The organism is Amycolatopsis sp. lyj-108 (assembly GCF_046549005.1).
Lineage (GTDB): Bacteria > Actinomycetota > Actinomycetes > Mycobacteriales > Pseudonocardiaceae > Amycolatopsis.
The window spans coordinates 197,159-216,527 of the sequence record NZ_JAJPWQ010000016.1 but is presented as its reverse complement, the minus strand read 5'-3'; the positions used below and the strand labels follow the sequence as shown (position 1 = coordinate 216,527).

At 68.8% G+C, this 19,369-nt stretch carries 16 protein-coding genes; 6 read left to right on the top strand and 10 right to left on the bottom strand.

Annotated elements, in window-relative coordinates:
• Window positions 1–150: 150 nt before the first annotated feature.
• Window positions 151–1,857 carry a bifunctional 3'-5' exonuclease/DNA polymerase gene (locus ACLJO0_RS41020; RefSeq protein WP_410585306.1) on the top strand — a complete coding sequence of 569 codons (1,707 nt, stop codon included), beginning with the start codon at window positions 151–153 and terminating at the stop codon, window positions 1,855–1,857.
• 73 nt (window positions 1,858–1,930) lie between these two features.
• Here ACLJO0_RS41020 and hrpA read toward each other — a convergent pair whose 3' ends face one another.
• The 6 genes from hrpA to ACLJO0_RS40990 all read right to left on the bottom strand — a co-directional run bounded on the left by hrpA (window position 1,931) and on the right by ACLJO0_RS40990 (window position 10,777).
• Window positions 1,931–5,764, bottom strand: a complete 3,834-nt coding sequence (hrpA, locus tag ACLJO0_RS41015; RefSeq protein WP_410585374.1) for an ATP-dependent RNA helicase HrpA — start codon at window positions 5,762–5,764, stop codon at window positions 1,931–1,933.
• A 192-nt stretch (window positions 5,765–5,956) separates the two neighbouring features.
• Complete coding sequence (locus ACLJO0_RS41010; RefSeq protein ID WP_410585305.1) at window positions 5,957–7,120, bottom strand: lactate 2-monooxygenase; 1,164 nt, start codon at window positions 7,118–7,120, stop codon at window positions 5,957–5,959.
• Window positions 7,121–7,133: 13 nt separating this feature from the next.
• Entirely contained in the window at window positions 7,134–8,342 is a 1,209-nt protein-coding gene (locus ACLJO0_RS41005) for a cation:proton antiporter (RefSeq protein ID WP_410585304.1), read from the bottom strand.
• A gap of 41 nt (window positions 8,343–8,383) precedes the next feature.
• The gene (locus tag ACLJO0_RS41000) at window positions 8,384–8,695 is read right to left on the bottom strand and encodes a hypothetical protein (protein ID WP_410585303.1); all 312 of its coding nucleotides are present in this window, start codon (window positions 8,693–8,695) and stop codon (window positions 8,384–8,386) included.
• A gap of 49 nt (window positions 8,696–8,744) precedes the next feature.
• On the bottom strand, window positions 8,745–9,305 hold the full coding sequence (locus ACLJO0_RS40995) for a GNAT family N-acetyltransferase (protein ID WP_410585302.1): 561 nt from the start codon (window positions 9,303–9,305) through the stop codon (window positions 8,745–8,747).
• The gene (locus ACLJO0_RS40990; RefSeq protein WP_410585301.1) at window positions 9,302–10,777 is read right to left on the bottom strand and encodes an APC family permease; all 1,476 of its coding nucleotides are present in this window, start codon (window positions 10,775–10,777) and stop codon (window positions 9,302–9,304) included. The genes ACLJO0_RS40995 and ACLJO0_RS40990 overlap by 4 nt, the downstream gene beginning before the upstream one ends.
• Window positions 10,778–10,965: 188 nt before the next feature.
• Between ACLJO0_RS40990 and ACLJO0_RS40985 the strand changes: the two genes are divergently transcribed.
• On the top strand, window positions 10,966–11,607 hold the full coding sequence (locus ACLJO0_RS40985) for a GOLPH3/VPS74 family protein (protein ID WP_410585300.1): 642 nt from the start codon (window positions 10,966–10,968) through the stop codon (window positions 11,605–11,607).
• Window positions 11,608–11,626: 19 nt separating this feature from the next.
• Window positions 11,627–12,814, top strand: coding sequence for a saccharopine dehydrogenase family protein (locus ACLJO0_RS40980; RefSeq protein ID WP_410585299.1), 1,188 nt, complete (start codon window positions 11,627–11,629; stop codon window positions 12,812–12,814).
• Here the strand turns inward: ACLJO0_RS40980 and ACLJO0_RS40975 are convergent.
• On the bottom strand, window positions 12,811–13,215 hold the full coding sequence (locus tag ACLJO0_RS40975; protein WP_410585298.1) for a hypothetical protein: 405 nt from the start codon (window positions 13,213–13,215) through the stop codon (window positions 12,811–12,813). The genes ACLJO0_RS40980 and ACLJO0_RS40975 overlap by 4 nt on opposite strands.
• A 154-nt stretch (window positions 13,216–13,369) precedes the next feature.
• Between ACLJO0_RS40975 and ACLJO0_RS40970 the strand changes: the two genes are divergently transcribed.
• The gene (locus ACLJO0_RS40970) at window positions 13,370–14,317 is read left to right on the top strand and encodes an ArsR/SmtB family transcription factor (RefSeq protein WP_410585297.1); all 948 of its coding nucleotides are present in this window, start codon (window positions 13,370–13,372) and stop codon (window positions 14,315–14,317) included.
• A 106-nt stretch (window positions 14,318–14,423) separates the two neighbouring features.
• Window positions 14,424–15,275 carry a chitosanase gene (locus tag ACLJO0_RS40965; RefSeq protein ID WP_410585296.1) on the top strand — a complete coding sequence of 284 codons (852 nt, stop codon included), beginning with the start codon at window positions 14,424–14,426 and terminating at the stop codon, window positions 15,273–15,275.
• A 108-nt stretch (window positions 15,276–15,383) separates the two neighbouring features.
• Here ACLJO0_RS40965 and ACLJO0_RS40960 read toward each other — a convergent pair whose 3' ends face one another.
• From ACLJO0_RS40960 to ACLJO0_RS40950, 3 genes are read right to left on the bottom strand one after another with little or no spacing between them, the layout of a single operon-like run.
• Window positions 15,384–16,376, bottom strand: coding sequence for a PHP domain-containing protein (locus ACLJO0_RS40960; RefSeq protein ID WP_410585295.1), 993 nt, complete (start codon window positions 16,374–16,376; stop codon window positions 15,384–15,386).
• Between the two features lie 18 nt (window positions 16,377–16,394).
• A complete protein-coding gene (locus tag ACLJO0_RS40955) occupies window positions 16,395–16,898 on the bottom strand; it encodes a metallophosphoesterase family protein (RefSeq protein ID WP_410585294.1) in 504 nt (167 codons plus the stop codon).
• On the bottom strand, window positions 16,898–17,557 hold the full coding sequence (locus tag ACLJO0_RS40950) for a GntR family transcriptional regulator (protein WP_410585293.1): 660 nt from the start codon (window positions 17,555–17,557) through the stop codon (window positions 16,898–16,900). The genes ACLJO0_RS40955 and ACLJO0_RS40950 overlap by 1 nt, the downstream gene beginning before the upstream one ends.
• A gap of 35 nt (window positions 17,558–17,592) precedes the next feature.
• Between ACLJO0_RS40950 and araD the strand changes: the two genes are divergently transcribed.
• Window positions 17,593–19,311 carry an L-arabinonate dehydratase gene (gene araD / locus ACLJO0_RS40945; protein ID WP_410585292.1) on the top strand — a complete coding sequence of 573 codons (1,719 nt, stop codon included), beginning with the start codon at window positions 17,593–17,595 and terminating at the stop codon, window positions 19,309–19,311.
• Window positions 19,312–19,369: the final 58 nt, after the last annotated feature.

Below are 19,369 nucleotides of genomic sequence, written 5' to 3'. Positions count from 1 at the left end.
CCGGGCACCTCCGTTGCTGCTGCGGCGAGACACCATGCCGCCGGCGGTTCGCGTACCGGCGGTATGGGGTTGCTACTCGACAGTAGCCGACCGATAGCGCAGGCGCACTAGCCGTCTGGTGACAGAAATGTCGGGGGGAACCACCACAATGTGAGTGTGCAGGCGATCGCAGGTCAAGAGGAGGATGGCGACTTCGTGATCGCTCTTTCCGGGCAGCCGCCGCGGCGAGGCTTGAAGCTCCCGGCGTTCGTCGACGAGGTACGGAGTCTGGAGGCGGAGCACTCACCCCGTTGGGTGTTCCCATCGGTCGAAGGGACGTACCCGGCGTTGATCAAGGCAGGCGTCCGGGTGCGGCGCTGTCATGACCTGGCGCTGACCGAAGGATTGCTCCTGGCCCACGAAGGCCGTCCGCAGGAGTCGCGGAGCCTGCGCGCCGCGCTGGCCAGGGCGAACGGGCAGGAGGCGCCCGCCGACGAGGCGCCGCTCTGGGCCGAGGACGACCAGCCGACGCTGTTCGAGACACGCGGCCCGCGGCTGCCCTCCGGCGTCACGGTGCTCGACGCGGCGCGCCGGGTGCTGGCCGAGCAGGAGAAGCGAGTCGCCGTCACCGATCATCCGGAGCGGTTACGCCTGCTCTTCGCGGCGGAGTCGGCGAGCGCGCTGGCGGCCGCCGAGATGTCGGCCGACGGGCTGCCGTGGCGAGCCGACCTGCATCTGGCATTGCTCGCCGACCAGCTCGGACCCCGCGTCCCGGCAGGGCATCGGCCGAAGCGGCTGGTCGAGCTGGCGGCGAAGATCAGCGACGCGTTCGGCGGGCGGCCGGTCAACCCGGACGCCCCGGCCAGCGTCGTCCGGGCGCTCGGACGGGAGGGCATCGAGGTCACGTCGGCGAGGAAGTACCTGCTGCGCGACATCGACCACCCCGCCGTCCCGCCGCTGCTGGAGTACAAGGAACTCGCGCGGCTGCATTCGGCCAACGGCTGGACGTGGCTCGACGAGTGGGTGCACGACGGCCGGTTCCGCCCGCATTACGTCGTCGGCGGGGTCGTTTCCGGTCGCTGGGCGAGCCGGGGCGGGGGCGCGCTGCAGATCCCGAAGATCCTGCGGACCTGCGTCCGCGCCGATCCGGGCTGGAAACTGGTGGTCGCCGACGCCGCCCAGCTGGAGCCGCGGGTGCTGACGGCGTTGTCCGGAGACCGCAAACTGGCCGAAGTCGCCGCGGCCACGGATCTGTACGCGAGCCTCGCCGAGGCGATGTTCTCCGGAGTGCGCCGCGTGCCGGTGCCTGCTTGGGACGACAGGGACGACCGGGACCGCGCGAAGATCGCGATGCTGTCGGCGATGTACGGCGGCACGTCCGGCGAGGCGGGGCCGCTGCTGGCGTTGCTGCGGAACAGGTTCCCCGACGCGGTGTCCTATGTGGAGCGTGCCGCGCAGGCGGGGGAACGCGGTGAGCGCGTCCGCTCGCGGCTGGGCCGGACGTCACCCGCGCCGTCGGAAGCCTGGCGCGCGCTGACCGGCGGCGTCGCGGAGGACGAGGCGGGCGAGCTCAAGGCCCGGCAGGCTTCCCGCAACTGGGGCCGCTTCACCCGCAACTTCGTCGTTCAGGCGAGCGCCGCGGACATGACCGCGATCTTGCTGGCGACCCTGCGGAGCAAGCTCCCCTCCCCCGCGCACCTGGTGTTCTTCCAGCACGACGAGGTACTGGTGCACACCCCGGCCGAGTTCGCCGACGAGGTCTCGCAGTCCATTATGGACAGCATGACCGAGGCGGCGCGGATGATGTTCGGCCCCGCTTGCCCGGTCCGGTTCCCGCTGCACATCGCCTCCGTGGACACCTACGCCGACGCGAAGTAACCCCACCCGCAATTAGTCACCTACTTGCGCCGGTCGAGCCCCTCGCGCGCCTGATCCGAGCCGCAAGTAGTGACTAATTGCGGGCCGTGGCGTCGTCGAGGGCCTTGATGACCCGCTTCAGGGAGACGGGGTGGGCGGTACCGAGTGTCTGGGCGAAGAAGCTGACCCGCAGTTCCTCGATCATCCACCGGATCTCCCGCAGCGCGGGTGACGACGTGCCGGGCGGCAGGGCGTCGAGCGCCGACTGGTACTCGTTGCGGAGCCAGGCGATGTCGCCGGTGCGCTGGATGTCGCGGGTGGGCTCGGTCGGGAGTTTCTCCAGCCGCCGTTCGATCCCCCGCAGGTACCGGACGACGTGCTTCAGCCTGTCCTGCCCGGTTTCGGTGACGAAACCCTTGTGCACCAAGCCGTCCAGCTGCGTGCGGATGTCGGCGAGCGAATCCGCCGGGCCGCGCGTGTCGGCCAGCCGCGTTTCGACGTCGTTGGCCGCGCGCAGGATCTTCTCGACGTTGGCCAGCACGTCGAGCACTCCGGGGTTCAGCCCGGCACGCACCTTTTCCAGCAGGACGGCGAAGCCGGCCTCGTCCCAGCGCGGGCCGCCGTTGTCGGCCACGAGTTTGTCGACGGCGCAGTCGACGCAGTCTTCGAGCAGTGCCGCCACGGAGCCGTGCGGATTCCGGTTCAGCACGAGTTTCGACGAGTTGCCGAGGTTGCGGGTGATGAACTTCATCGGTGACGGCAGATTCAGCCGCAGCATCCGCCGCGTGCCCGCCCACATCGACTGTTCCTGCTGCCCCGGCGTGTCCAGCAGCCGCACCGCGACGGTGCCGCCTTCGTCCACCAGCGCCGGATACGCCTTGACGTCGTGCCCGCGCTGCTTGCTCGCGAACACCTTCGGCAGCTCGCCGAACGCGGGCGTCGTCAGGCCCTGGCGCTCGATGCTGTCGGCGGCCTTCGAGATCGTCGCGCGCACCTGGCCGCTCAAGTCTCGTTTGAGTGTCTCGATGTCCTTGCCCTCGGACACCTTCTTGCCGCGGACGTCGACCACGCGGAAGGTCATCTTCAGATGTTCGGGGACGGCGGAGAGCTGCCAGGCGTCGTCGGGGATCACCACCCCGCGCAACGCCTCCAGTTCGTCGGCCACCGCGTGCAGCAGCGGCCCGTCGGCCGGGCCGACCCGCGACAGCACCAGTTTCGCGTGGTCGGGCGCCGGCACGAAGTTGCGCCGGATCGCCTTGGGCAGCGACTTGATCAGCTGCGTCACCAGTTCTTCGCGCAGGCCGGGGACCTGCCAGTCGAAGCCGTCCGGGGTGACCTGGTTCAGCACCGGCAGCGGGATGTGCACGGTGACGCCGTCCGCGTCCGCGCCCGGCTCGAACTGGTACGTGAGCTTGAAGGTCTGACTGCCCTGTGTCCAGAAGTCGGGGTAGTCGGCCTCGCGGATGCCGCCCGCGGTCTCGTTGATGAGCATCGTCTTCTCGAAGCTCAGCAGGTCGGGCTCGGTGTGCCGCGCCTTCTTCCACCAGCTGTCGAAATGCCGTGCCGAGACGACGTCGGCCGGGACACGCTGGTCGTAGAACTCGAACAGCGTCTCGTCGTCGACCAGGATGTCGCGGCGGCGGGCCCGGTTCTCCAGGTCTTCGACCTCGTCGAGCAGCGCACGGTTCTCGCGGAAGAAGTGGTGTCTGGTCTCCCAGTCGCCTTCGACGAGCGCGTGCCGGATGAACAGCTCGCGGCTCACCTCGGGATCGATGCGGCCGTAGTTGACGCGGCGGTCGGCGACGAGCGGGACCCCGTACAGGGTCACCTTCTCGAGCGCCATCACCGCGCCCTGTTTGCGTTCCCAGTGCGGCTCGGAGTAGTTCCGCTTCACCACGTGGCCGGCGAGCGGCTCGACCCATTCCGGCTCGATCCGCGCGTTGACCCGGCCCCACAGGCGTGAGGTTTCGACCAGTTCGGCCGACATCACGAACCGCGGCTGCTTCTTGAACAGCGCCGAACCCGGGAACACCGAGAAGCGCGCCCCACGCGCGCCGAGATAATCGCCCTTGGCCGGATCCTTGAGGCCGACGTGCGACAACAGCCCGGCGATCAGCGACGTGTGCACCCGTTGCGGATCGGCCGGGCCGTCCGTGCCGAGGGTGATGCCGAGCGGTTTGGCCAGCTGACGCAGCTGACTGAAGATGTCCTGCCACTCGCGGATGCGCAGGTAGTTCAGGTACTCGTTGCGGCACATCCGGCGGAACTGGCTGGTGGACAACGCCTTCTGCTGCTCGGTGACGTACTCCCACAGGTTCAGGTACGCCAGGAAGTCCGACGTCTTGTCCGCGAACCGCGCGTGCTGCTCGTCCGCCGCCTGCTGCTTCTCCGCCGGCCGCTCACGCGGGTCCTGAATGGACAGTGCGGCGGCGATGATCATCACTTCGCGGACGCAGCCGTTGCGGGAGGCTTCCAGCACCATCCGCGCCATCCGCGGGTCGACCGGGAGCAGCGCGAGCTTGCGGCCGGTCTCGGTGAGCTTCTTGCCGTCGGACATGTCGAACGCGCCGAGCTCCTGCAGCAACTGGACACCGTCGGCGACCTGACGGCGATCCGGCGGCTCCACGAAGGGGAACGCCGCGATGTCGCCGAGGCCGAGCGAGGTCATCTGCAGGATGACCGACGCGAGGTTCGTCCGCAGGATCTCCGGATCGGTGAACTCGGGCCGGGCGTCGAAGTCGTCTTCGGAGTACAGCCGGATGCAGATACCGTCGGACGTCCGGCCGCAGCGGCCCTTACGCTGGTTCGCCGACGCCTGCGACACCGGCTCGATCGGCAGCCGCTGCACCTTGGTGCGATGGCTGTAGCGCGAGATGCGCGCGGTGCCGGGGTCCACGACGTACTTGATACCCGGCACGGTCAGCGACGTCTCGGCGACGTTCGTGGCGAGCACGACGCGGCGCCCGGTGTGGCGCTGGAACACCCGATGCTGGTCCGACGACGAAAGCCGGGCGTACAGCGGCAGGATCTCGGTGTTGCGGAGGTCCTGTTTGGACAGGGCGTCCGCGGCGTCTCGGATCTCCCGCTCGCCGGAGAGGAACACGAGGATGTCGCCTGGTCCCTCGTGCTGGAGTTCGTCGACGGCGTCGCAGATGGCCTGCGTCTGGTCCCGATCCTGGTCGGCGTCCGGGTCGTCGGGGTCGATGATCGGCCGGTAGCGGACCTCGACCGGATACGTCCGGCCGGAGACCTCCACGATCGGCGCGTCGTCGAAGTGCTTGGAGAACCGCTCCGGATCGATCGTCGCCGAGGTGATGATCACCTTGAGGTCGGGGCGGCGCGGCAGGAGCTGTTTGACGTAGCCGAGGATGAAGTCGATGTTGAGGCTGCGCTCGTGCGCCTCGTCGATGATCAGCGTGTCGTACTGCCGCAGCATCCGGTCGGTCTGGATCTCGGCGAGCAGGATGCCGTCCGTCATCAGCTTGACCAGCGTGTCCTGACCGGAGTGGTCGGTGAACCGGACCTTGTAGCCGACGGCCTCGCCGAGTTCGGTGTTCAGCTCGGAGGCGATGCGGTCGGCGACCGTGCGCGCGGCGAGCCGCCTCGGCTGCGTGTGCCCGATCTGGCCGCGGACGCCGCGGCCGAGTTCGAGGCAGATCTTCGGCAGCTGGGTCGTCTTCCCGGAGCCGGTCTCCCCCGCGACGATCACCACCTGGTGGTCGCGGATGGCCGCGGCGATTTCGTCCTTGCGCTGGCTGACGGGCAGCTCTTCGGGGAACGAGATCTTCGGGACGTTGTCGCGCCGACGGGTGACCCGCAGTTCGGCGGCCTCGATGTCGGCCTCGATCTGCGCGGCGAGCGACTCGGCGTTACGCGCTTTCCGGGCACCGTCGAGCCTGCGCCGGAGGCGGTGCTCGTCGCGCGACATGAGTTCGGGCAGGCGAGCGCGCAGGGCGCCGAGCGGGGAAGGTTGAGAAGCCATGACCGGCACCAGGATAGCCGTGCGTCACGATCCCGGCCTCCGAATATCCCCCACGTCACCACCACCGCCGCAATTCGTCACCTACTTGCGGTGGTTCGCCCTGCGAACTACCGCAACCAGGTGCCGAATTGCGGGGGTTCAGGAGCGCGTGAGGGAGCCGGGGGTGAGGTCGGCCAGGGTCCGGTGCCCGGACAGGCCCATGGTCAGGTCGAGGTCGGCGAGCAGGCTCCGCAGCACATGCCGGACGCCGTCCTCCCCCGCGTGCGCCAGGCCGTACACCCACGGCCGCCCCACCAGCACGGCCTTCGCCCCGAGCGCGAGCGCCTTGGCGATGTCGGCGCCGGTGCGGATGCCGGAGTCGAACAGGATCTCGAGCCGGTCGCCGACCGCGGCCACGATCTCCGGGAGCGCGTCGAGCGAGGCGATCGCGCCGTCGACCTGGCGGCCGCCGTGGTTGGACACGACGATCCCGTCCATTCCGGCCTCGACGGCGCGGCGCGCGTCGTCGGGATGCTGGATGCCCTTGAGCACGATCGGCCCGTCCCAATGCTCGCGCAGGAACGGGAGCCGGTCCCAGGTGCTGTCCGTGCCGGTGATCATCGAGATCCAGCGGAGGATCGCGGTGGGCGGGTCCTCTTCCGGCGTCTTCTCCAGCAGGCCGCGGAACACCGGGTCGCTCAGCGGGACGCCGAGCCCGATGCCCTTGATGAACGGCAGGTACGCGTGGTCGAGGTCGTTCGGGCGCCACGCGAGCGTCCAGGTGTCGAGCGTGACCACGAGCGTGGTGAAGCCCGCGGCCTTCGCTCGCGCCAGGATGCTCGCGCAGACCTCGTTGTCCGACGGCCAGTACAGCTGGAACCAACGCGGACCCTCGCCACTCACCTCGGCGACGTCCTCGATGCTCGTGGACGACGCCGTCGACATGACGTACGGCAAGCCGACCGACGCCGCCGCGCGAGCGGCCGCCGGTTCGGCGCCCTCGTGCACGATCGACTGGACACCGACCGGCGCCATCAGCACCGGCGCCGGCACCGGCGTCCCCAGCACCGTCGTCGACAGATCGCGTTCGGTGGCGCCGGTGAGCATCCGGGGCACCAGGCGCCAGCGGTCGAACGCCTCCCGGTTGGCGCGGGCCGTGGCGCCGGAACCGGCCGAACCCGCGACGTACCAGAACGGCCCCGGCTCGAGGATCTCCCGCGCCGACTCCTCCAGCTTCGTGGCGTCGGTGGAGCACGGCGGGAAGGTCCCGCCGAGCCCTTGCAGGTAGATCTCGTTCTGGTAGCCGCCGAACCGCTCCGTCACCCAGGCCTCCTCGTCACGTCGCCCTGGCCGGCTCGTCGCGGCGGGTCGAGCCTCGGACAATACTCGCCGGTAGCAACCAGGTGAGTTTCTCCGAGCGGATGACCGCGATCGGGCCGATCACGGCCAGCAACAGGACGTAGCCCGCGACGAACGGCGCGACCCGCGAGTCCAGCCCGGCCGCGGTCGCCATCGCGGCGAGCACCAGCGAGAACTCGCCACGGGTGAGCACGGTCAGCCCGATGTTCACCCCGGACTGGCGATCGAACCCGTTCAGCCGCGCGGCGAGCGCGCCCGCACCCAGGTTCAGCACGATCGTCAGCGCCACCGCGATCAGCACCGGCACGACCACCGAACCGACGGCGTTCGGGTCGATGCTGAGCCCGAAGATGAAGAAGAACAGCGCGCCGAACGCGTCCCGCAGCGGGAGCACCAGTTTGTGGATCCGCGGCGCGACCTTCGACCCGCCGAGCATCATGCCGACCATGAACGCGCCGATGGCGTCGGACACCCCGACCTCTTCGGCGACGGCGGCGCCCATGACCGCGACACCGACGAAGCAGACGGTCAGCAGTTCGTCGTCGGCCGAACCGAACAGCTTCGACACCACGCGACCGCCCCAGCGGGCGAGCGCGGCCATCACGAGCAGGAACGCGAAGGCCTTGCCGAAGTCCGCCATCGCCGAACCGAAGGTCCCGGCGCCGGACAACACCGGCTGCAGCAACGCCAGGTACAGCGCGAGGAACAGGTCCTCGATCACGATGATGCCCATGATCAGCCGGGATTCGGGATTGTCCATCCGGCGGGATTCGAGCAGGAGTTTCGTGACGATCGCCGACGACGAGATACCGATGGCCCCGGCGATGACCAGCGCTTCCCTGGTCCCCCAGCCCAGCAGGAAACCGAAGCCGAGCCCGCCGCCGATGTTGAGGATCAGGTAGATCAACCCGGACCAGACGAGTTTGCGCCCACCCTTGGCCAGGTCGTCGAGCGAGAATTCGAGGCCGAGGTAGAACAGGAGGAAGACGAGACCGAGCCCGGCGAGCACACCGAGTTCGGCCGGATCGTCCACAAGGGACAGTCCGGGGGTGTTGGGGCCGAAGACGAAACCGGCCAGCATGAACAGGGGGATGGTCGGCAGCCCGATACGGGCGCCCGCTCTGGCGATGACGCCGGCGGCGAGGAACGCCCCGCCGACGGCCAGCAGGGCATGACCGGAACTCATGGAGACCTCCGATGGATGGCTGATGTGGCTTGAAGACCAGATCAGCGCGGAGGCGCCCGTGCGGGAGCCTGGGGCACCGCACGGGTGACGACGACGGGTTCGCCCTGCTCAGGGGCTTCACCGGCGTCGGGGAGGTCGACGGTCGCCGTTTCGGCGGGCACGTCGGCAAGAGGGACTGCTTGCCCGCCGTGGAAGGCGGGCAGTGGATGGGTCGCGAAGACGGCGACCGGATCCTCCGTCGCCGCTCGGCCGTGCCCGTGGGGAACGGTCGGCGTGACGAAGGCGAAGACGAGCAAGATCAGGAGAAAGAAGACGGAACGGTGCCGTGGTGCGGGGGCACGGTTCGTCGTCATCTGGCCGCTACTTTACCAGTCCTTTATAGACAAATCGACGAGGGATCCGTCACGGCTCCCGCCACATGGGCAGCATCGGCGGCCCGCCCTCGGCCGCGAACGCCGGGCCGTGATCGCGGAAACCCAGCCGCCGGTACAGTTTCGCGCTCTCCGAACTGCTGGCCTCCAGGTACGCGGGCACCGCCCCATACCTGTCGAGCCCGTGCTTCAACAGCCGCGCCCCGATCCCCTGCCGCTGCGCGCTCTTGCGGACGCCGACGAACTGCGCGTGGTGGTACTCGCCGCCGGGGGCGTGCTCGGTCATCAACTCGAACAACGTCGCGAGCCTGCCGAGTTCTTCCCCGGTGAGCCCGGCGAACGCGTCACCGTCCATGTCCTCCTCGCCGCTGGGCGACCAGAGGACGGCAGCGGACAGGTCTCCGGTGACGTCGATGTGGCCGCCCGCGGCCAGCGTCCCGAGCAGGACCGCCCGGTGGAAGATCGGCAGCGCCACCGCACGGCGCTCGTCACCGGGAAAGACCCAGACGCTCACGGGGTCGTCGTGGAAGGCTTCGGACAGCACGTCGACCACGGTGTCCATTTCGGACGGTTCGGCGGTGCGGACGATCATCGGACCGCCCTCAGCCCGGCGGGTTCGGCGTCCTCGTCCTCAGGTGGACCGCCGATGGCGGCATACGTGGCGGGATCCTTGGTCCGCAACACTTCCGCGCGCAGGAAACCGACCAGTGCCGCGACGAGCACGAGACCGGGCAGGCCCCAGCGCAACAGGAACGTCCCGGCCGGGCCGAGCAGCAGATCGAAGTTGACCAGGATCAACGCGAGGACGGCCGACAAGGCGAGGATCGCCAGTGCCGGCGCGATCCAGCGGCGCCAGGCGTTTTCGGCTTGACGGCGCCGTTTGAAGAAGCCGATCACCGAAAGCGAGACGGCGATCATGATCACCACGACCCCGGTGGACGCCGTCGTGCCGAGCCAGGTGAACAGTTCGGTCACCGGGTCGCGGTCCGCGATCGCGAACAGCGACACGACCGCCAGCGCGAGCGCGGTCTGCGTGAGCGAACCGGCCACCGGCGCGCCGGTGCGTTTGCTGGTCTTGGCCAGCGAGCGCGGCAGCAGCCCTTCCCGGCCCAGCGCGAAGAAATACCGGGCGACGGCGTTGTGGAAGCTCAGCAGCGCCGCGCACTGCCCGGTCACGAACAGCGTGTACGCGACGTCGGAGAACGTGCCACCGAGATGTTCGCCCGCCAGGTTGAACAGCAGGTCCGGGCCCTGGGCGGCCGCGGCGGTGACGATGACGTCCGGCCCGGTGCCCACGGCGAGCGCGAGCGACGAGACGACGTAGAGCACCGCCGTGAGACCGATCGCCGCGAACGTCGCCCGGCCGACCGTGCGGCTGGGTTCCCGCGTCTCCTCGCCGTAGGTCGCCGCGCCCTCGAAGCCGATGAACGCGGCGGCGGAGAACGCGAACACCGCGCCCACACCGGTCGTGAACAGGCTCGACGGCTCCAGCGGAACCCAGGAGACACTGCCGCCCGCCGGATTCGCGAACAACGCGATGTCGACGATCGCGACGACGGCGACCTCGAGACACAGCGCCACCCCGAGCACCTTGGCGTTGAGATCGATCCGCAGGACACCGAGCGCGCCGACGATCAGCACCATCACCAGCGCGCACAGCCACCACGGCGGCGGGGATCCGGTGAGGGTGCCCAGCCACGTCGACACCGACCAGCCGAACAGGCCGTAGATGCTGATCTGGATGGCGTTGTAGGAGAACAGCGTGACGAACGCGATCCCGGCGCCGGTGGATTTGCCGACGCCGTTGGCGACGTAGGGATAGAACGCGCCCGCGTTGGTGATGTAGCGGCTCATCGCGGAGTAGCCGACCGCGAACAGCCCCAGGATCGGGGCGAGCAGGAGGAACGACAGCGGCACCCCGACACTGCCGGTGACCGCGTAGTTCGTCGGGACCCCGCCCGCGATGGCGAAGAGCGGACCCGCCGCGGCCACCACGAAGAAGACGATCTGCGCGGCTCCGAGCCGTCGATGGCCGAGACCGCGCCGCGGTCTTTGCGTACCCATGAACCCGTCCCCCGGACGTCGGTTTGGCGCTGAAGGCTCTTGATCTTGCGAGAGCCATCCCACCCTAGGGCCGGGCACTCCGGCGAGGTACGTCCGTTCAGGCTAAAAACGGACCTCGGCTCGCAGCGGTACACCCGCTACCGCTACCTTGGCCGTCCCGCACCACAACGCCGGAGGGCGTGCCATTCATGCGTCGGCTGACCTTGGTCGATTCCCTGTTCTTCCTCGCCCACGACGAGTTCACCGGAAAACCCGCGCTGCGCCGCACGGGGCTCGGCATCGGAATGGCCGGTTCCGCGCTCTGTGATCTCCTCCTCGCCGAGCGGATCACCGTGGAACGCAAGCGAATCCGCCCGCTGACCCGGCGTGGTCTCGCGCATCCACCGCTGGATCGGGTGTTTTCGGAAATCCTCCGCGAACGCGAGCCGCAGACCGTCCGGGAATGGGTCTCCCATCTGCGTCACGAACTGGGTGAAACGGTCGCGGAGAATCTGCTCGCCGCGGGCGTGATCGACCGCGAGACCGACCGGATGTTCATGCGGAAGAGTCACCGGTACCCGCCGCGGGATCTGCTGATGTCGACGGCCGCGCGCAGCAAGTCGAGGGCGGCCGTCCTCGGCACCGAACAGCCGGATCCGCATTCGGTCTGCCTGGCCCTGGTGGCCTGGACCATCGGTCTCGACGACTTCTGCGAACCGGAACTCGACCGCGCCGGCCTGCGGACCTGGGCCGAGTCCACGCACCGGGACCTCCCGAGGGCGCTCGCCGAGCTGATCACGGGGGTCGACGCGGTGAGCGCCGCCGTCGTCTACACCGGCGACAGGCGATGACCGGCGGTAACCTGACGCCATGCCCACCGACCGTGACCACGACGTCGTCCTGTTCGGCGCCACCGGGTTCACTGGTGGCCTGACGGCGGAATATCTCGCCCGCGCCGCTCCGCCCGGTTTGCGTCTCGCGTTGGCCGGACGTGATCCGGTCAAACTGGAAGCGCTGCGGGAAAAGCTTTTCTCGATCAACCCGGAGCTCTCCGGGTTGTCGCTGCTGCGAGCCGACGTCTCCGATGCGGACTCATTGCGGAAGGTCGCGGAGTCCGCGAAGGTCGTCGCCACCACTGTCGGCCCGTATGTCCACTACGGAGAGCCGCTGGTCGCCGCGTGCGCCGAAGCCGGGACCGACTACGCCGATCTGTGCGGTGAGCCCGAGTTCGTCGACAGGATGTATGTCGCCCACCATGCCCGCGCCGTCGAAACCGGCGCCCGGCTGGTGCACGCGTGCGGATTCGATTCGATCCCGCACGACCTCGGCGCCCTCTTCACCGTTTCCCAGCTGCCGCAAGGGAAACCGATCCGGATCGACGGCTACGTGCGCGCCGGCGCGATGCCGTCGGGTGGCACCTTCCTTTCGGCGCTGACGGCGTTTTCGCGGCTGCCGTCGAGTTTCCGTGCCGCACGGGACCGCGCGGCGGCCGAACCACGACCGGAAGGCCGCCGGGCGCGTGCCACGCTCGGCACCCCGCACCGCAACCCCGACGGTTTCTGGGCGGTGCCGCTGCCGACCATCGACCCGATGATCGTCGAGCGGTCCGCCGCGGCACTCCCCGCGTACGGCCCCGACTTCACGTACCGGCATTTCGCGGCGGTCAAACGGCTTCCGGTGGTGGCCGCCGGTGCCGCCGGGATGGGCCTCGTCTTCGCCGCCGCCCAAATCCCGCCCGCGCGGCGAGCGCTGTCGAAACTGGTGAAACCCGGCGGCGGCCCGGACGAGCAGCGGCGCGCGCGGTCGTGGTTCTCCGTGCGGTTCCACGCCGAAAGCGGCGGTGAACGCGTCGTGACCGAGGTGTCCGGCGGCGACCCGGGCTACGGCGAGACGGCGAAGATGCTCGGCGAGTCCGCCCTGTGCCTGGCGCTGGACGACCTGCCCGCGACGGCCGGGCAGGTCACCACGGCGACCGCGATGGGGCAGGCGCTGATCGACAGGCTGAGTGAAGCGGGCCTGCGGTTCGCGACACTGCCCCACCGCGTGATCGAGGACTAGCCCGCCGCGACCGAGGACAGATGCGCCCACGGGTTCGCGGCCTTGAGGCCGGTGAAGGTGAACTTCTGATTCGTGCCCTTGGGGCAGGCCTTCCGGCTACTGTCCCAGCGGTTCTCGCTCGGCCAGTACACCTTGAGCACGATGCAGCGGTTGTCGGCCGCGCTGTCGTAGACCTTGCCCTTGATCGTGACGGTGTTCCCGCTGCAGCTCACCCAGAACTCGGTCCACCCGCCGGGGATGGACTCGTTGAACTGGACGTCCCGGCACTTCAGCTGCCAGCTCTTGGTCGCCGCCGCCGAAACCTCCCCGCTGGTCGCCGCGGCGGCGGGAGTGGCCGCGAACAGCGACCCGAACGCCATCACCGCACCCGTGGTGGCGAGACCGAATTTCCTGATGTTCATGTTCATCCCCTCAGTAGTGGACCTTGCTCCACGAACCGTCCCAGGCGGCCCGAGCCGTCCGGCGCAGTTTTAGTTCTGGCTGAAACATCGCCAAGCCGCGCGTTTCATGCGTTAATTCCTCCGGGGACCTGGGGAGGGGGAAGCTGTGCTGCGCGTGCATTTTTCCGGAGAGGATCTTGGTCGGGTCAGGGTCGCGACGAGGCCGGATCCGTTGTGGGAGACGACGCTGAGCCTGCATCGGCTGCAGCGTGGGGACGGTGGCCTGCCGGTACGGAAGTGGCGCGGCGCCGTCCGGAGCCGTCTCCCGAAGGCCGCCGGGCCGTTGCTGACACTGGTCCCGCCCAGCGGGTACTTCCCCGACTTCCTCACCCCGTCCGGCGAAGACCTCGAAGAGCAACTGGAACTGGTGAGCGGCACCAAGCGCTGCGCCCTGCGCCGGGATCTGACGATCTTGGCCCGATCCCGGCGGCCGACGCCGTGGGCGCGGGATCTGGGTGACGCCAACCCGGCGGCGCTCGGCGCGCTGACGCGAGCGGTCCGGGCGTACCACCAGGCGGCGATCGAGCCGGTCTGGAACGACATCGTCGCTTGCTTCGACCGTCAGCGCGTGAGACAGGCGCGGATTCTGCTCGCGGACGGCGTCGAAGGACTGTTGCGCGGCCTCTCCTCCGCGATGCGGTGGAAGGCACCGGTGCTAGAGGTCGACTACCCGGTGCACCACGACCTTCACCTCGCCGGGCGAGGGCTGCTGCTCATCCCGTCGTTCTTCTGCTGGCGGACCGGGGTGACCCTGGTCGAGAACGACCGGGTGCCGGTGCTCGTCTACCCCATCGAAGAGCAACTTCCCGAAGTCGTACCCCACGACCACGGCTCCGCCCTGTCCACACTGCTGGGGCACACCCGTGCCGCCGTACTGGAGACGATCGAAGATGGCGGGCGGACCTGCGATGTCGCGCGACGCGCCGGGATCTCCATGTCCTCGGCGAGCCAGCACGCCACAGTGCTGCGTGAAGCGGGTCTCGTGCTCAGCGTGCGTGAGGGCAACACCGTGCGCCATCACCTCACGCCACTGGGGTCGGCCTTGCTGCGCAAAAATCTTTAACCGTCTTGTCCCCTTGCCGGAAACTGTCACCCGTGGTTATCGTGTTCGCACGCCGCAGTCACACCTGACAGAAGATGACAATTCTCTGTGGAAAGGCACACCTTTCATGAGTGACACCCTGCGGCCCGCGATGCGTCGCGCTCTCGGCGCGGTCTCCGTTCTCGCCCTCGCCGTTTCCGGCCCGGTCGCGCTCCCCTCACTGGCGTCCGCCGAGCCCGCCCCGGCGTCGGCGTCGATCTTCGCCTCCGGTGGCGACCTCGCCTCGCCGGAGAAGAAGGAGATCGCGATGCAGATCGTCTCCAGCGCGGAAAACTCTTCCCTGGACTGGAAAGCGCAGTACTCGTACATCGAGGACATCGGCGACGGACGCGGGTACACCGCCGGCATCATCGGGTTCTGCTCCGGCACCGGGGACATGCTCGAACTCGTCGAACGCTATACGAAGTCGGTCCCGGACAACCCGCTCGCGGAATACCTCCCGGCGCTGCGCAAGGTCGACGGAAGCGATTCGCACGAGGGCCTCGGCAGCGGTTTCGAAAAGGCGTGGCGGGAGGCCGCCGGTCGCGAGGACTTCAAGGCGGCGCAGAACAGCGAACGCGACCGCGTCTATTTCGACCCGTCGGTGAACCAGGCGAAATCGGACGGTCTGGGCGCACTGGGACAATTCATCTATTACGACGCCATCGTGATGCACGGCCCGGGCACCAGCCAGGCCAGCTTCGGCGGCATCCGCTCGGCAGCGCTCCAGCAGGCGAAGCCGCCCGCACAGGGCGGTGACGAGACGGCATACCTCAAGGCGTTCCTCGACGCGCGGCGCATCGTCATGAAGCAGGAGGAGGCGCACGCGGACACCTCGCGGATCGACACGGCGCAGCTGGTGTGGCTCAACGACGGCAACCTCGACCTGCACACCCCGCTGAAGTGGGCGGTGTACGGGGACCCGTACGAGATCAACTAGCGCTCCGCTGCCCGGCCCGGATGTGCGGCTAAATGTCCGGTTGATGGCTATGCGCGGTTCTCGATGAGGGTCGTGAGTGGCAAGTAGGGTTCTAACCCTCTTTACCACTCACGACGCCAGCAGCTCCTCGGCGGTCCGCGTGTTGATCACCCGATCCGGCTCGATCCCCAGTTCGTTGGCCCGCGCACAGCCGTAGACGAGCCAGTCCAGCTGGCCCGGCGCGTGCGCGTCGCTGTCGATGGCGAAGTCGCAGCCCAGGTCCACGGCCAGGTTCAGCAAGCGCGTCGGCGGGTCCCGGCGTTCGGGACGCGAGTTGATCTCGACGGCGACCCCGTTGTCCCGGCAAGCGGTGAACACCGCCTCCGCGTCGAACTCCGATTCGGGCCGTTTCCCGCGGCCGCCCATCACCAGCCGCCCGGTGCAGTGTCCCAGCACCCGGACCCGCGGATGCTGGACGGCGGCGATCATCCGCGGCGTCATCTCCCTCGCGGGCATCCGCAGTTTCGAATGCACGCTCGCGACGACGAAGTCCAGCTGCTCCAGCAGGTCTTCCTCCTGGTCGAGCGTGCCGTCTAGGTGGATGTCGACCTCGATGCCGTGCAGGATCCGGAACGGCGCCATGGTCTCGTTCAGTTCCGCGACGACGTCCATCTGCCGCCGCAGCCGCTCGGGCGAAAGGCCGTTGGCGACGGTGAGGCGCGGCGAGTGGTCGGTCAGCACCATCCATTCGTGGCCCAGCGCGCGGGCGGCCTCGGCCATCTCCTCGATCGGGCTCCCGCCGTCGGACCAATCCGAATGGGTGTGGCAGTCGCCGCGCAACGCCGCCCGCATCGGACCGCCGTCGGGCAGCTTCGGCTCGCCGATCTTCTCGAAGTACGCGGGCCGGCGTCCGGCGAGGACGTCTTCGACGACGGCCGCTGTCGCCTTGCCGATGTTCGGCAACGCGGTCAGCGTGCCTGCTTCGGCACGTTTACGCAGGTCATCCGGCTTGACCTTGGCGATCACCGAGGCCGCCTGCCGGAAGGCACGCACCCGGTAGGTCGGCTCGCCAGCGCGCTCCAGCCGGAACGCGATCTCCCTCAACGCCTGCGCCGGTTCCATGGCTACCTGTCTACCCCGTCAGCGGCGAAGAGGCAGCTCATGCAGAACGACGTCGCGTAACCCGCCGTGGCGGATCTCGGCGGTCTGATACGTGCAGAACGGCTGCCGCCGCCGGTCGGTCGGCGAGCCGGGGTTCAGCAGCCGCAGCCCGTTCGGCGTGACCGTGTCCCACGGGATGTGGCTGTGCCCGAACACGAGGACGTCGGTGTCGGGCAACTGTTCGTCGCAGCGATGCTCGCGCCCTTGCTTACCGCCGGTTTCGTGGATGACCGCCAGACGGACGCCGTCGAGGTCCGCCCGCGCGATCTCGGGGAGCCGCGTCCGCAGGTCCGCGCCGTCGTTGTTGCCGTAGACCCCGATGAGCCGCTTGCTCCTGGCCTCGAGTTCGTCCAGCAGGGCGACCTCGACCCAGTCGCCGGCGTGGACGACGACGTCCGCCGCTTCGACCTCGCGCCAGACCTGATCCGGCAGCGCCTTCGCGCGCAGTGGCAGATGTGTGTCGGCGATGAGCAGCAGGCGCATCATTCGTCTCCGATCGCCCCGAGGATCCGGTCCAGGAAGTCTCCGATGTGCGCGCGCAACAGCCCCGCCGCGCCCTCGGCGTCACCCTTCTTCGCCGCCGCAAGTACCGCTTTGTGCTCGGTCCATTCCTTGCGCCAGCTGGGATTCGTCTCCCAGCCGACCACGGAGATCAGCGCGGCGCGATCCCTGAGGTCGTCCAGCATCGAGACCATCAGCGGATTGCCGCAGCCGCTGTAGAGCGCGCGGTGGAACCGGCGATTGAGCAGGCTGAGCGCGGCCTGATCCTTGTCCGAGATCGCCGCCGACGCCTCCTTCAACGCCTCCGCCGCGTCGTCGAGCAAGTCCGGTGAACGCCGTTCCACCGACCGCCGCACCGCTTCGGGCTCCAACACCATGCGGACGTCGTAAACGGACTTCGCCAGCTCCGCGTCCACCACGCACACCGAAGCACCCTTGTACGGGCTGAACATCACGAGTCCCGTGTTCGACAGCACCTTGAGCGCCTCGCGGACCGGCGTCTTCGACACGCCGAGCCGGGCCGCGAGTTCGGCTTCGACCAACGGCTGGCCGGGCTTCAACTCCCGGGTGAGGATGCCGCGGCGGATCTCCTCGAGCACCACTTCGGTGCGGGAGGCGGGCAGGCTGAAGGTCGATGGCATGAGCAGATCATATATGAGATGCCATACTTGCGGTCATGAGGAACCCCGAGGAACTCCGCAGCCACCGCTGGTTCGGCGGCGACGAACTACGCGGCTTCAGCCACCGGGCCCGGAGCAGGCAACTGGGTTACAACCCGGAGGAGCACCTCGGGAAACCCGTCATCGCGATCCTCAACACCTGGAGCGACATCAACCCGTGTCACATGCATCTGCGCGAACGGGCGGAACAGGTCAAACGCGGGGTGTGGCAGGCGGGCGGTTTCCCGCTGGAGTTCCCGGTCGCGACCCTGTCGGAGACCTTCCAGAAGCCGACACCGATGCTCTATCGCAACCTGCTTTCACTGGAGACCGAGGAAATCCTGCGGTCCTACCCGATCGACGGCGCGGTCCTCATGGGCGGCTGCGACAAGACGACACCGGCGTTGCTGATGGGCGCGGCGAGCGCGGGCCTGCCCGCCATCTTCGTTCCCGCGGGGCCGATGTTGCGCGGGCACTGGCGGAACGAGGTGCTCGGCAGCGGCACCGACATGTGGAAGTACTGGGACGACAAGCGGGCCGGGCTGATCGGCGACGAGGAACTGTCCGAATTGGAGCGTGGGCTGGCGCGTTCTCCCGGAACCTGTATGACGATGGGGACAGCGTCCACGATGATGTCGGTCGCCGAAGTGCTCGGGCTGACCTTGCCCGGCGCCGCGTCGATCCCCGCCGTCGACTCGGCGCACCACCGGATGGCCGCGGCGAGCGGCGCTCGCGTGGTGGACATGGTGTGGGAGGACCTCACCATCACGAAGATCCTCGACGAACGCGCGTATGCCGACGCGGTCACCACCGTGCTGGCGCTGGGCGGCTCCACCAACGCCGTCATCCACCTGATCGCGATGGCCGGTCGCGGGCGGATCCCGTTGTCCGTCGACGATTTCGACGCGATCGCACGCCGGGTCCCCGTGCTGGCGAACATCCGCCCGGGCGGCGACTGGCTGATGGAGGACTTCTACTACGCGGGCGGGCTTCCCGGTCTGCTCTCGCGGCTGACCGATCTGCTGCACACCGATCGCGTCACCGTCACCGGCCGGACCCTCGGCGAGAACCTGAAAACGGCGCGGGTGCACAACGACGACGTCATCCGCACCCGCGAAAACCCTGTCGCCACCGAAGGCGGAGTCGCTGTGCTGCGCGGTAATCTCGCGCCGTCGGGCGCGGTGATCAAGCACATCGCCGCCGATCCGCGGCTGCTCGTCCACACTGGACCCGCGGTGGTCTTCGACGACTACCGGGACTTGAAGAACCGCATCAACGATCCCGCACTCGGCATCACCGAGGAGTCCGTTCTGGTACTGCGCGGATCCGGTCCGCTCGGCGGCCCCGGCATGCCCGAGTACGGAATGCTGCCGCTGCCCGATCACCTGCTGGCCAAGGGGGTCCGGGACATGGTCCGCGTGTCCGACGCCCGGATGAGCGGCACCGGTTACGGCGCGTGCGTGCTGCACGTCGCGCCGGAGTCCCATGTGGGCGGACCGCTCGCGCTGGTCCGGGACGGCGATCCGATCACCTTGGACGTCCCGTCGCGACGACTGAGCCTCGACGTCGATGATGCGGAATTGCAACACCGCCGGGAACGGTGGACCCCGCCGCCCCCACGCTTCGAACGGGGTTACGGCGCGTTGTACTCCGAACACATCACGCAAGCCGACGAGGGCTGTGACTTCGACTTTCTCGCACACGTGGGCGAAAATCCGGAACCTGACGCCCAGTGACCACCCGACGGAGTGACCCGCTCACCCAACCGGGCGAGTTGCACGACCACAAAACGCG